Genomic DNA, 11,859 nt, shown 5'->3' on the forward strand with positions numbered 1-11,859 from the left:
AACGACTTAATCTGGAAATATCGCCATGAAAACAACCATTGCAGCCACGCTGAGTGGCATGTTACTTGCATCAACCATGGGCTATGCAGCAGCAGCCCCCACAACGCCTGCTCCAGCGCCAGCCAAACAAGACATTTTCGCCACCTTGTCCACCACCAAGATTTCCCTGGATGACGCCATCAAAACTGCCGAACAAACCGTCTCCGGCAAATTGGTCAAGGCTGAACTGGATAGCGACAGCAGCCCGAACACCTACCGGGTCGCCATTGCCGACAGCGGCAACCGCACCGTGACCTTTATGAAAATCGACTCCAGCACTGGCAAAATGCTGGGTTCCAAGGTTTACCGCCCCGATAACCGCGCCGCCAGCGCCGCAGGCAAAACAGGCGCGGCCACCCCAATGAAAGCAGCGCCTGCCGCCAGCACGGCGAAACCAGCCGCCAGCGCCACCAAGAGCGTTGCGCCTGCCGCCAGCGCCCCCGCTGCCTCCAGCCCACTGAAAACAAGCGCCGCCCCAGCCGCAGCCAAACCAGTGGCACCAGCGGCAGCGGCACCAGCAGCCACCAACCCGCTGAAATCGACCACAGCAACCACTCCGGCCGCAGCCAAGCCGTAAACTTTCACAGCGGAGCACGATTTGCCCCTTTGGCTCCCTGCTCAAAGGGGCTCTTTTTGCACAGTCCGCCGCGGCGGCGCACGCACTTCAGACTCGCCGCCTAACTGCAAAACTTCCCGCCCTGCCAACAATCGCCACAGGGTTTTTCCCGCCAGCAACGCAAACACCGGCGCGCCCGCGATCAGATACCAGTGGAATGTCACGAAACGCCATAGCAGGATTGCCGAGGTGGCGGCGGCGACGCCAATGTGGGGGATCAGCAATAAACTGCTGCTGACCTCAATGCCCCCACTGCCGCCGGGCAATATGGTCAACTGGCCAGCCGCCTGCGCCAGCATCTGCACAATAAAGGCGTAATCCCAGGTAATGCTTTCCCCCACCGCCAGGATGGCAAAATACAAGACGCTGTAACGCAGCAGCCAGTGGCCGGAGCACAGCAGGAAAATGGCCGCCAACCGCATTTTCGAATAGCCCCTGATCAAATGCAGGCTACGGAAGAACTCCAGCGAATGGCGGGCCAGCCGCCAGCGCCAGCCAGCGCCCACCCCCAAACGCAGTAGCGAGCGGCCCGCAGCATGGAAAACCTTGCGGAAATTTTCGATCAGCAGCCACAGCAGCAGCAACGGAACCACCAACAGCATGGCCGTCACCCCCAATTGCCAGCCCAGGTAGGTGAACTGTGTCGCCGCCAGCGAATGCAGCAACACAACGCACAAGGCGGCCAGGAAAAACAGCATGTCCATCACATGGTCTGCCGCATACAGCGCCAGCCCGCGCGATTTCGCCAACCCGTGACGGCTGAGCAACCACGGGTAAACCACCGCGCCGCCGCCGCCCGCCGGGGTCACGCAAACCGCAAACTCGGTCGCCACGATGTAGGCCAGCGCCCTGCCCTGCCCCAGGCCAAGCCCGTATCCGGCGGATAGCAGGCGCAACCGGCCCGCATTCAGGTTCCAGCCGATGACCACCATGCCCAGCAGCAGCGCCAAAGTCGCCGGTTTGACTGTTGCCAACAAAGCGAACACATCCTGCCCGCCCAATAGCAGCGGGATCAGCACGGCGACGCCAAGGCTGACGGCGAGCAATGCGCCCAAACGTATTTTCATGCTTGCTGCTCCAGCCACGCGGCTTTCGTCATGGGTTGGCGCGTTGCCGCCAATTCGTGCACAGTTTCCAGCCAGTAAGCCTGCACCGCCGGGTATTGCATGTCCACCGGATGCAGCCCCAGCCTCAGGAAAGGCGCAGTGCGGGAACGTGCCAGCATCCGCTTGCCCCAGATGCGCGACAACCCCCGCCGCCACGCGCTGCGGGAGCTCCACACCAGGGAAGGGGCAGGCAACTCAGCGAACGTCGGCAGCCGGATCAGCGTATGGATGGTGCTGGCGTAGCTCAAGGACGATTGCTGCAACGCCCGCCGTGCGCCCGCACCCAGCAACCACGCGGGAGGGGTGAAGCCCTGCGTCCGCCAACCCAGCCGTGCGAACATGTCCAGCCCCTGCTGCAAACGCCGGAGCGCTTCGGCCTCCGCCAAACGGTAAAACTCCCCTTCGTAGGTATAGATCCGCCGCATGAACCACTCTTGCGGCGCAAACCCCAACGGCCCTGGGTCGTCATGGTAATAGCCGTGCAACACGACCTCATCCCCGCTCTCCAACCGCTGGCCGATCGCCCGCACAAACGCGGGGTGGCGCTCCACCGTCCCCTGGCGGTGGTAATCCGGCGTCACCAGCAAGGTGAGCGGGATATTCAGCCGCCCGATCGCGGCGACAAACCCGGCGTAGGCGTCCCAGGTGGAAGGCGCGACATCATGCAGCGCCACACAGAACGCCGGTGGGGTTGGATTCGTTTCAGGCATGGTTGCTTCTCAGACTGCTTGGCGACACTGGCGTTTGGCCGTGGATCAATTCCTGATAATGCCGCCAGAGGGCGGGCAAAACACTTTGCCAGTCATAATGGGCGACAACATGCTGGCGGGCGCAGTTTCCCATAGCCCGATAGTCTTCCGCAAACAACGCCCGGATCGTGCGCACCAAGGAGTCAGCGGATTGCGGTTCAGCCAGCAGGCCGGTGTGCGGGGCCACCAGTTCCGGCACCGCCCCCGCATTGACGCCGACCACGGGCACGCCGCAGGCCATCGCCTCCAGCACCACCAGGCCAAAGGTTTCTATATCCCCCGCATGCACCAGCGCATCGCTGCTGGCCAGCAAGCGCGCCAGTTGCGCATGGTCGAGAAAGCCATCCGTGCGGCTGACATTGGCGGGCAATTGCTGCGGCATATTGGAGCCAGCCAACCGCAGGTGGTAGCCCGGCCCCAACTGCTGCATCGCGTCCAGCAGGACAGGCAGGTTTTTTTCGCGGGAATTGCGCCCGGCAAAGATCAGCAGGCGGGTATTGTCGGCAAGCCCCAGTTCCTCCCGCACCGCCGGGTCGCGGTAACCGGGGTTGAATTGCTGGGTGTCCACCCCCAACGGCTGCACCGCCACCCGTTCGACGCCCAGCGCCGTGAGCCTGTCCGCCATGACCTGGGACGGTGCCAGCACCCGGTCGCAGCGGTTGTACAGCTTGTTGAGGTAACCCCCGATCCAGGGGTCAGCCCAGCCGCCAAAGCGCTTGTTGACCACGCGGATAAGGTCTGAATGGAAAAAAGCCACCACTGGCACATCCAGCTTGCCGCCTGCCTGCAATGCCGCCCACGCCAGCCGGTAGGGGTCGCCCGCCTCGATCAGGTTGGGCTGGAGGTCACACAGTTGCTCCACCCAGGGTTCAATACGCAGGGGAAAGCGGTAGCCGTTGCTGAAAGGGATGGGCGGCGCAGGCAGGGTGCGCAGGCCAGGCCCGGATTCCGCCACGGCGGCGGGGACCAGCAAGGTGTTGGCGCAGCCGGGCAAGCGCTTCATCCATTCACGCTTGGCTTGCAGGTAGGTGCGCACCCCGCCGCTGCCGGGGGCCCAGAACAGGGTGATGTCCGCAGTATGGACTTTGAAGAGACTATGTATGTTTTTCATTGCATCCAGCATTGTTGGCGTGGCTCGGCCACGTTGCGCCCATGATAGCAGGGGGGAGCGTTGGGGCGGCGAGATTCAGCTTCTGCGAGAGGTTTTACGCCTTATTACGCAATAAAAAAGCCGCCTTTGCTGGCGGCTTTTTGTCAGGGAAACCGAAATCGCTGTTAAAAGTTAAACACCGCGTTCAGCGACGCCACATTGTCATGGGAGTCATCCTTGGCACCGGTCAGCGCATCTTTGGTCGCCACACCGTAGTGGTCCCACCCCAACCGCACGCCAACCAGCGGGTTGATATTGTATTGCGCCCCCAAGCCATAGGTTGGCGCAGACCGGCTGGCCCCATTGGCGCCGAAATCCGAGGTTTTGGTTTTGGCGTCGGCATAGCCCAGCTTGCCATACAGGCCGAACCTGTCGCCCACCGGTTCCATCCCCACCACGGACAGGCTCGCCGCATCCGCCTTGGCATTGCCGCCCGCTGTTGTCTTCACCTTGCCGAGGCCGCCATACTGGCCTTCGACCGCAAGGTTTTTATTGAATTTGTAGCCCACCAAGCCATCAAACACCGTACTGGAATCGCTGCTCAGGGTATTGGGCGCAACAGCCGAAATTTTCGGTTTGCCGCTGCCGACACCCAGACCTGCATAAAAACCCTGGTCAGCAACACCCCCCGCCCATACTGAGGAAGAGAGCGCCAGCGCAGGCAATGACAACGCAATACTGTATTTATTGACATTCATAATCTGAATCCTCCTTTTGAGGATGTATCAATCATTTTCCTATTCAAATCCCGCACGCCTTAATGGAGAAAATATCCGGCTGCGTGGGCACAGTATATGCCCCTGTTTTTGCGTTGTGCGTTACATTACCGGATGTTAACGGCATGGTAATATACCGATGGAAGTGACAGTTTAACAAGACAGCCACCTGCGGAACGGCTCACGCGGTCTATTAACGAAAAGGCGGCTTACATTAAATAAACATGACAGCACACTTTTTTAAGATTCTTTTAATTTATGCCTGTTTAGTATGGCTCCTACGTTGCAAGTGCAATGTAAAATTAAATTACCCAACGAGTCATAAAAGGAAATACGCATGAATACCAAACTGAAAGTAATGTTCGCTTCCCTGCTGATGATGACAGTCTTAGGGGCCGCTACTGAAGCCAGCGCCGCTACAGCAGTCCACAAAACCAAAACTGCGGCGCATAAAGTGGTGCACCACAAGCACCGTCATCATGTCAGCCACCATCATCACCATACCGCCAAAAAAGTCATTAAAAAATCTGCCAAACATTAATAAGCGGGGTTTTCGCCCCCCGTTGGTTTGGCGCTGACAATAGCCACTTCCTGTCAATAGCAGAAACGGCTATTGGTTACTGTTGGTATAGCGCAGTAGATTGCTGTTTTATAAAAAGCCGCCTAGTTTAAGGCGGCTTTACTTGTTTATGGATTCAGGCTTTGGACATCTATCCATTTCATTATGAATAAAAATTAACTTTCCCAACAGCTCCCTTTAAGAAAGTTTTAACGGAACGGCATTTATGATTTTTGGCGGAAACCAGAAACGGGCGTCCACCCCAGAGCCAAATTCCCGCCGGAGGAGAGAATGACCATTATGCAAGCCAACATCCATCTGCGCCCCAAGAAAACCCGTAGTGAAACACCCATAGCCCGGCCAGGTGCGGCAAGCCATAATGGATGCAGGGGGGCAACGCCATGCGCCTAGCTCTAACCTCGGTCATCGGCGGGGCATTGCTGGTTTCCAGCATGGGTTATGCGTTAGCCGACCCCGCAGCCAAACCGGATTTGTTCGCACTGCTGGCGATCCCCAAGATTTCGCTGGATGATGCAATCAAAACGGCGGAACAAACCGTCTCCGGCAAACTGGTGAAGGCGGAGCTGAATAATGACAGCCACCCAAACACCTACCGGGTCGCCATCGCGGACAGCGACAGCCGCACCATCACCTCGATCAGGATCGACACCCGCACCGGCAAGGTGTTGGGCACCAAGGTATACCATCCAGGCAGCCGGGCGACCCGCGCCAGCAGCCGGGCAGCGAAGAAAGCGGCCATCACAACAGCCGCCTCAACCACACCGGCCAGCCCATGATGAAAACCCGCAAGGGCGCAAACCTGGATAGGGCTGGACGCGCATATAGCCTGATTTTTTCCGGTTTCTCAGCAAAGCCGAAGCTTTCCCGCGTACACTATCCGCATACAAACCAAGTGACCGGAGTTTCAAAATGAACCCAAACACCTTCCGCTTCCAAGCCCAGCCGTTGCAATTTGGCTGGGGTGGAAAATTGCTGGCCGCCGTCATTGCCGCGTTATTGCTGGTCGGCGGATTCTTTTTCGGTTTGCTGCTGCTGGCGGTGGGCGGCGCGATTGTGACCGTCGCCATGCTCAAACTGTGGTGGATCAGCAAAAAACTGCGCGCTTCACAGGGAACCTCTTCCTCGGTGACCGTCCGCGAAGGCCATGTGATTGACGCCGAATACCGGGTAAAACAAGACCCTACCAGCCGTTAACTGCCTACCGATTGAGCCTCTCTATCGCCCCCATCCAAGCCCATAATTTGCATCAAGGCGGGCGACGGTGCAGCATTAATGCCATGAACACTTTCAATATCAATGCCTTGCAGGAACGCATCGAACACTACTTGGCGACGGCGGAACAAGTGGGCCATGACGGTTCCGCAGACACCATCCATGCGTTCCGCATCGCCTCCCGCACCGTGCTGGCGCTGGAGCCTTTGCTGCGTGCCACCAGCAAAACCCGTCAATGGCGCAAACCGATGAAGCGCTGGCTGAAAGGGCTGAACCACTTGCGCGACCTGCAAGTCATGCAGGAACGGCTGGAGTTGCACCCGGAATTGTCAATGGAGCTGGAAGCGGGCGTGCAAGCGGAACTGGCGGCGTGGGCCGCGATCCGCCCCCACATCGCCGACAAAGCATTCCGCAAACGCCTGCAACGCTCGGCCAGGAAATTTTGCCAGCATTGCGCTGCCCACCCCGGCTATTTTCCCGCTTCGGCCTTGCTGTTGTGGTGGAACACGCAGGAGGCCGTGCAAGCCCGCTTCAATGCCATCACAGCAGATGACCCGGCCAGCCTGCATCGGCTACGGGTAGCCTTCAAAAGCCTGCGCTATTTGGTCAACACCCTGCGCAACATCGGTGCCATTCCAGCCGACGCCAGCACCGGCCTGAAACATTGGCATGACCTGCTGGGCGACATCCAAGACCGGCAGGTGGCGCAACATTGGTTGCAAGGCAAGGGTGCGGACGCCACCTTGCCTGCTCGGCAGACGGCGGAATCCGCGCAATTGCAGGGGCAATTCATGCAAGAACGGGCGCAATTCCAAGCTTTGCTGACGCAACTGGACACTGTCGTCAGCACCAGCCTGAGCGCCATGCTCACGCCCCCTTCCGCCGCCTAGCGACGGGAAGCAGGCTCACTCAGCACACTATCCCCCTGACGGTAGCGGATCGCGTAACCGAACAGGTAGGTGCAGACCGGCAGCCCCAGAACCAGCCCCCAAATGTGGAACAGCTTGCCCCCCACTGTCAGGATAATCAGCACGATCACCGGGTTCAGCCGCAACCGCGCGCCATAGATCAACGGGTTCAGCACGTACCCCTCCACCAGATGGATGAAGGTGATCATGCCAATCGCCATCAGCACCAACTTGGCGCCGCCAGCATTCAGGGCAATCAGGCAGATCGGCACAGAACTGATGAATACGCCCGCCACCGGAATGAAGCTGCACAAGAACACAATCACCGCCAGAAACGCCACCTGTTCCCCCATCCCCAACAGATGCAGCCCCACCGCCGTCAGGAAGGTATTGATGATGGCAATATAGAACTGCGCCTGCATCGCATGGCCCAGCACCTTGCCGAACTGGTAGATATTGTCCGCCGCCTCCACATAGATGAAGCGCAGGCGGGTATGCTCCAGCTCGCGCACGCTGGCAGCCAAGCGCGGCAGATCCAGCACGATCAGGAAAGAAAACAACAAGGCCAGCAAGAAAGTCGCCAGCATCCCGGCGGTCTGGCGGCTAATGTTCGCCAGCCGATCCAGCAGCGTCTTGATGGTGTCATGGCCATTGGCTGAATCCCCTGCCCCGCTCAACAGCTCCAGCAAGGCCCCGCTGGGGGTGTCGCCGAATGCGCGCGGTGCGGGCGGCGGCGCAACCGGGGCGGTCGGCCCTTGCGCCGCCCAAGCCGGAGCCTCATTGACCGGCGGCGGCGCGGGCTTGCGCAATTCCGGCAGCGCTTCCTGCAACAAGGGGTAACGCTCCGCCAGCTCCAACAACTCCACATCCAGCCGCTGCATGTAAACGCCGAAACCTTTGGCGAAACCCGCCGCCTGCTGGTAGACCTGCGGGGCAAGAAACACGGTGATGGCAATGATCGCGCTCAGGAACATGACCCCCGTCAACACCACCATCGGAATCCGCAGGCTGCGCACCCGCCGCGCCAGCAGGTCGACAATGCCGGATTGCAGGTAGGCGAACACAAACGTCAGGAAAATCAAGGTAAAAAACGAACTGAGCAGGTACAGCAGGCCGAACAGGATGCCCCATACCAGCAGGCGGGTCGCCAGCGGCAACAGATGCTCCAAGCGTATCCTCGTCGGCTTGGCTGGCAGATGGGGAAGCAGCCCGGCAGTCGTGTTTTCGTTATCCTGCGGCATCAGTCAAATTCCGGTAAATCGTGACCGGCGCAGTATACCATCATCCTCCGGAAGCAGGCTGCTTCACCCCAAAAACCTGCCATTTTTCTGCCATCTGGCCATGCTCCCATGGCGTAGTAGCTACTGACCATTTTTGTACACATCCCCTATAATCAATCGCCGTATTCAGGCAATCCACACCAATATCATTCACCCCCTACACCCAAGAACGGGAGACCCCACATGAAGACATGGTTCGCGACTGGAATCCTTTTGCTGTCCACCGGATGCGCCAGCGTACACGACAACAAGCCACCCCACTGGACGTATGAAGGCGCAGAAGGGCCGGAACATTGGGGCGAACTGGCGGACGCCTACAAAGCCTGCGCCACTGGCAAAAACCAATCCCCTGTCAATCTGGACAACCAGCATGCCGTCGCCGCCAAGCTTCCCCCCCTGCAACTGGCGTATGGCGCTGGCGGCTACGAAGAGTTGAACAACGGCCACACCATCCAGGTCAACTACCAGCCGGGTGGCTCCCTGACGCTTGATGGCCACCGCTACGGGCTGAAACAGTTCCACTTCCACGCCCCCAGTGAAAACCAGATTGATGGCAAAACCTACCCATTGGAAGCGCATCTGGTGCATGCCGACCAGGATAACAATCTGGCGGTCATCGCCATCATGTTCACCGAAAGTGCTCAAGACAATCCTAACCTGGAGCCATTCTGGTCACAAATGCCGACTCACCCTGATGAAAAAACAGCGCTGATGCCTTTGGTCGACGTTGCCAAACTGCTGCCCGCCAAACGTGACTATTACCGTTTCAGTGGCTCGTTGACCACGCCGCCTTGCTCCGAAGGGGTTGTGTGGCTGGTGATGAAACAGCCTGTCAACGCCTCCAAAACGCAAATTGAAAAGTTCACCCAAATCATGGGCCACCCGAACAACCGGCCAATACAGCCGGTGAATGCGCGACCATTGCTAAAGTGACTTCAGCCGGTTTGCTGGCGGGCTGTCCTGTGATAGCCTGCCTTATCACAAACCGTAAGGGTTACAAAATGAAACATCCATTGCGAGACACTCCGCTAGCCTTAGTATTCACTGCCATCCTGCTGCTGGGCGGTGCCAATGCCGCCAACGCCGAAGACCCCAAAGCCAATGAAACCCCTCCCGCCACAGCCAGCCAACCTGCGGCGGAACCAGCGCACGTTGAAGCGCCCCCCACCGCTGTTGCGGCGGTCGACTCGTTTTACCAGGACTACCTGAATTTCCACCCGGCGGGCGATGACGAAGAATCTTTGCCGCCTGAAATTGGCTTGTCCGAATCGTTCAAAACCGACATCAAGAAAAGCGACGAGGTTTGCCAGAATTTTGATGATGGCCCGTGCGGTTGGGGGGCAGATGGTGACCAGTACCTCGATTCGCAAGACCCCGACCCGGATCTGGACTACAAGAATTCAGGCATTGCCATCACCGAACCTGAACCCGGCAACGTACAAGTCAAGCTTAATGTGAACCCTTCCCTGCCCGAGGGAAATTTCCGCACCATCACCTACAAAATGGTGCAGGAAGATGGCAAATGGGTGGCGGATGACATCCTGTACCACGATGAAGACGCCGTGACCTCCACCCGGCAAATGCTGGCGGAAGAGCGGGCCGATATAGAAAAAGCGCAGAAAGAGGCGCAGAAACCATAACCCCCACAGCATCCGGAACCTGTCGGCTCCGGATGCTGGCCAAATCACTTCAGGCCAGCGAGATAGTCAGCCAGCTCCTTGGCTTCATCATCGGTCAGGCTCGCCACGATAGGCTTCATCACCGCTGCTTGGCCATTGGTGCGCTTGCCGTCACGGATGTCCTTCAGCTGTTCCAACAAGTACTCAGCGTTCTGGCCTGCCAGCTTTGGATAAACAGGCAAAATGGAAGTCTTGGCATCAGCCCCGTGGCAGGACGCGCAAGCCTTGCTGGTGTAAAGGGCGGCACCGTCAGCGGATGCGGCGGAAGCCAGCCCCATGGAAAGGGCGGCAAAAGCGACAATGGCAAAGGTTTTTATCTTCATGGACATTCTCCTCATATGGACGTTGCAAGGAACCAGCTAGCCGGGGTAGGGAGCTACCACAAGCATAGGCCGGTTTTTAACATTCGGCCAACTTCCACGGAAATGATGAATGTCAAGCCGATGGGGCATGCCCCAGGATTATTTCAGCAACGCCACGGCGGCAGTGGGGACATACAATTATCGCCACCTTGGACAGGTCTGTTTCATGATGCGTTTTGCTGAATTTTTTGCAGGCGTTGGCTTGGTTCGGGAAGGTTTGGCCAGGAATGGCTGGTCATGCGCCTGGGCCAATGACATTGCCCAGGACAAGCAGGAAACCTATACCGCAAACTTTGGGGAAGGTGATTTTGTCCTGGGCGACATTTGGCAGATCGCCCAACAGCCGGAACAGATTCCGGATGATGTTTTTCTGTATACCGCATCTTTTCCTTGCACCGATTTGTCGGTGGCAGGCGGCATGGCCGGTCTGGCCGGGGAAAAATCCGGGACACTCAATGCATTGCTGAATATCCTTGCCCAAAAGAAGCAGGCCAATACCCAACCTAAGATTGTTTTGCTGGAGAACGTCAAAGGCTTCCTGACATCCCATCAAGGGCAGGACATCAGCAATACGGTAAAGGCACTCAACGCCTTGGGTTATACCGTCGACATCATTGAATTGGACGCCGTGCTGTTCACCCCGCAAAGCAGGCCACGGATTTTCGTCATCGCCGTTGAAAACCTGCTCGCCCAACATGTTATGCAACTCAAACAGAATGCCCCGGATAGCTGGTGGGCACCCTTCCATCAAGCGCCGCAACTGCGCTCCCATACAGTACAGGACTTGATCCAAAACAACCCTGACCTGAATTGGGGGCTGTTTGACATACCTGAACCCGAACGAACCGCGCCCAAGCTCTCGCATATCGTTGAGCACATACCGGAAAACTCGCCGTTGTGGTGGGGAGCAGAAAAACAGCAACATCTCTACGACCAAATGAGCCCAAGACACCAAACCGTTGTCAGGGAAAAACTCAACCAGCCGGAACACTTCTACGGTACGGTTTACCGGCGGATGCGCAAAGGCCAGCCCATGGCCGAGCTGAGGTCTGACGGCATTGCAGGGTGCCTGCGCACGCCTAGAGGTGGCTCCAGCAAGCAAATACTGGTGCGGGCGGGTCACGGCGGTTGGAAAGCCCGCCTGCTGACCCCACGGGAATATGCACGGCTACAAGGCGTCCGTGACAGTTTCTGGATGCCTGATAATGCCAACAAAGGCTATTTCGCCATGGGGGATGCGGTGTGCGTCCCTGTAATCCAGTACCTGTCAAAGCATGTTTTGAAGCCTGCTTACGGTGCTTGGAGAGAAATACAGCAAACAGCCATCGATGAAGTTGCAAGACACATGGCGGCTATGGGTGCAGTACGCTGAGATATAACCTTGAACGCCTGCCACTAAAATGCAGGGGGAACCTCTAAAAACCTGAGACCAAACACCCGCAATCCTCACTTGACCAGTGGT

14 protein-coding genes are annotated in these 11,859 nt (G+C 58.1%); 8 read left to right on the forward strand and 6 right to left on the reverse strand.

Features of this window, described 5'->3' with window-relative positions; translation table 11 throughout:
- Positions 1 to 25 precede the first annotated feature (25 nt).
- Complete coding sequence (locus VSS37_RS11500) at positions 26 to 616, forward strand: PepSY domain-containing protein (RefSeq protein WP_324695349.1); 591 nt, start codon at positions 26 to 28, stop codon at positions 614 to 616.
- A gap of 41 nt (positions 617 to 657) precedes the next feature.
- On the opposite strand, the gene VSS37_RS11505 is transcribed toward VSS37_RS11500, so the two are convergent.
- The 4 genes from VSS37_RS11505 to VSS37_RS11520 form a co-directional block, all read right to left on the reverse strand.
- The gene (locus VSS37_RS11505) at positions 658 to 1,722 is read right to left on the reverse strand and encodes a lysylphosphatidylglycerol synthase transmembrane domain-containing protein (RefSeq protein ID WP_324695351.1); all 1,065 of its coding nucleotides are present in this window, start codon (positions 1,720 to 1,722) and stop codon (positions 658 to 660) included.
- Positions 1,719 to 2,471, reverse strand: coding sequence for an N-acetylglucosaminyl phosphatidylglycerol deacetylase (gpgD, locus tag VSS37_RS11510; protein WP_324695353.1), 753 nt, complete (start codon positions 2,469 to 2,471; stop codon positions 1,719 to 1,721). Before gpgD ends, VSS37_RS11505 begins: the two co-directional genes overlap by 4 nt.
- A complete protein-coding gene (gene gpgS, locus VSS37_RS11515) occupies positions 2,464 to 3,621 on the reverse strand; it encodes an N-acetylglucosaminyl phosphatidylglycerol synthase (RefSeq protein WP_324695355.1) in 1,158 nt (385 codons plus the stop codon). Before gpgS ends, gpgD begins: the two co-directional genes overlap by 8 nt.
- Positions 3,622 to 3,785: 164 nt before the next feature.
- Positions 3,786 to 4,358: a porin family protein gene (locus tag VSS37_RS11520; protein WP_324695358.1), complete on the reverse strand. Its 573-nt coding sequence runs from the start codon at positions 4,356 to 4,358 to the stop codon at positions 3,786 to 3,788.
- A gap of 355 nt (positions 4,359 to 4,713) precedes the next feature.
- Between VSS37_RS11520 and VSS37_RS11525 the strand changes: the two genes are divergently transcribed.
- The 4 genes from VSS37_RS11525 to VSS37_RS11540 all read left to right on the forward strand — a co-directional run bounded on the left by VSS37_RS11525 (position 4,714) and on the right by VSS37_RS11540 (position 7,058).
- Positions 4,714 to 4,917, forward strand: coding sequence for a hypothetical protein (locus VSS37_RS11525; RefSeq protein ID WP_324695360.1), 204 nt, complete (start codon positions 4,714 to 4,716; stop codon positions 4,915 to 4,917).
- 419 nt (positions 4,918 to 5,336) lie between these two features.
- The gene (locus VSS37_RS11530; protein ID WP_324695362.1) at positions 5,337 to 5,732 is read left to right on the forward strand and encodes a PepSY domain-containing protein; all 396 of its coding nucleotides are present in this window, start codon (positions 5,337 to 5,339) and stop codon (positions 5,730 to 5,732) included.
- A 133-nt stretch (positions 5,733 to 5,865) separates the two neighbouring features.
- The gene (locus tag VSS37_RS11535; RefSeq protein ID WP_324695364.1) at positions 5,866 to 6,150 is read left to right on the forward strand and encodes a hypothetical protein; all 285 of its coding nucleotides are present in this window, start codon (positions 5,866 to 5,868) and stop codon (positions 6,148 to 6,150) included.
- 83 nt (positions 6,151 to 6,233) lie between these two features.
- Positions 6,234 to 7,058, forward strand: a complete 825-nt coding sequence (locus tag VSS37_RS11540) for a CHAD domain-containing protein (protein ID WP_324695366.1) — start codon at positions 6,234 to 6,236, stop codon at positions 7,056 to 7,058.
- Here VSS37_RS11540 and VSS37_RS11545 read toward each other — a convergent pair.
- Positions 7,055 to 8,317: an AI-2E family transporter gene (locus tag VSS37_RS11545; RefSeq protein WP_324695368.1), complete on the reverse strand. Its 1,263-nt coding sequence runs from the start codon at positions 8,315 to 8,317 to the stop codon at positions 7,055 to 7,057. The two genes, VSS37_RS11540 and VSS37_RS11545, sit on opposite strands and share 4 nt — an antisense overlap.
- Positions 8,318 to 8,539: 222 nt before the next feature.
- Between VSS37_RS11545 and VSS37_RS11550 the strand changes: the two genes are divergently transcribed.
- Complete coding sequence (locus tag VSS37_RS11550) at positions 8,540 to 9,289, forward strand: carbonic anhydrase (RefSeq protein WP_324695370.1); 750 nt, start codon at positions 8,540 to 8,542, stop codon at positions 9,287 to 9,289.
- 68 nt (positions 9,290 to 9,357) lie between these two features.
- Entirely contained in the window at positions 9,358 to 9,996 is a 639-nt protein-coding gene (locus VSS37_RS11555; protein ID WP_324695372.1) for a YqhG/Tai3 family protein, read from the forward strand.
- A 44-nt stretch (positions 9,997 to 10,040) separates the two neighbouring features.
- Here the strand turns inward: VSS37_RS11555 and VSS37_RS11560 are convergent, their stop codons facing one another.
- Positions 10,041 to 10,358, reverse strand: a complete 318-nt coding sequence (locus VSS37_RS11560; RefSeq protein WP_324695374.1) for a c-type cytochrome — start codon at positions 10,356 to 10,358, stop codon at positions 10,041 to 10,043.
- Positions 10,359 to 10,467: 109 nt separating this feature from the next.
- Between VSS37_RS11560 and VSS37_RS11565 the strand changes: the two genes are divergently transcribed.
- Entirely contained in the window at positions 10,468 to 11,769 is a 1,302-nt protein-coding gene (locus tag VSS37_RS11565) for a DNA cytosine methyltransferase (protein WP_324695375.1), read from the forward strand.
- The last annotated feature ends 90 nt before the right edge of the window (positions 11,770 to 11,859 follow it).

This window comes from Candidatus Thiothrix phosphatis (genome assembly GCF_035668035.1).
Taxonomy (GTDB): Bacteria; Pseudomonadota; Gammaproteobacteria; order Thiotrichales; family Thiotrichaceae; genus Thiothrix; species Thiothrix phosphatis.

What these genes read in the sequence shown, in the direction of transcription:
- VSS37_RS11520 (WP_324695358.1), bottom strand. Translation starts at nt 4,358, where the DNA reads ATGAATGTCAATAAATACAGTATTGCGTTGTCATTGCCTGCGCTGGCG.
- VSS37_RS11530 (WP_324695362.1), top strand. Translation starts at nt 5,337, where the DNA reads ATGCGCCTAGCTCTAACCTCGGTCATCGGCGGGGCATTGCTGGTTTCC.
- VSS37_RS11505 (WP_324695351.1), bottom strand. Translation starts at nt 1,722, where the DNA reads ATGAAAATACGTTTGGGCGCATTGCTCGCCGTCAGCCTTGGCGTCGCC.
- VSS37_RS11535 (WP_324695364.1), top strand. Translation starts at nt 5,866, where the DNA reads ATGAACCCAAACACCTTCCGCTTCCAAGCCCAGCCGTTGCAATTTGGC.
- gpgD (WP_324695353.1), bottom strand. Translation starts at nt 2,471, where the DNA reads ATGCCTGAAACGAATCCAACCCCACCGGCGTTCTGTGTGGCGCTGCAT.
- gpgS (WP_324695355.1), bottom strand. Translation starts at nt 3,621, where the DNA reads ATGAAAAACATACATAGTCTCTTCAAAGTCCATACTGCGGACATCACC.
- VSS37_RS11555 (WP_324695372.1), top strand. Translation starts at nt 9,358, where the DNA reads ATGAAACATCCATTGCGAGACACTCCGCTAGCCTTAGTATTCACTGCC.
- VSS37_RS11545 (WP_324695368.1), bottom strand. Translation starts at nt 8,317, where the DNA reads ATGCCGCAGGATAACGAAAACACGACTGCCGGGCTGCTTCCCCATCTG.
- VSS37_RS11525 (WP_324695360.1), top strand. Translation starts at nt 4,714, where the DNA reads ATGAATACCAAACTGAAAGTAATGTTCGCTTCCCTGCTGATGATGACA.
- VSS37_RS11540 (WP_324695366.1), top strand. Translation starts at nt 6,234, where the DNA reads ATGAACACTTTCAATATCAATGCCTTGCAGGAACGCATCGAACACTAC.
- VSS37_RS11500 (WP_324695349.1), top strand. Translation starts at nt 26, where the DNA reads ATGAAAACAACCATTGCAGCCACGCTGAGTGGCATGTTACTTGCATCA.
- VSS37_RS11560 (WP_324695374.1), bottom strand. Translation starts at nt 10,358, where the DNA reads ATGAAGATAAAAACCTTTGCCATTGTCGCTTTTGCCGCCCTTTCCATG.
- VSS37_RS11550 (WP_324695370.1), top strand. Translation starts at nt 8,540, where the DNA reads ATGAAGACATGGTTCGCGACTGGAATCCTTTTGCTGTCCACCGGATGC.
- VSS37_RS11565 (WP_324695375.1), top strand. Translation starts at nt 10,468, where the DNA reads ATGTCAAGCCGATGGGGCATGCCCCAGGATTATTTCAGCAACGCCACG.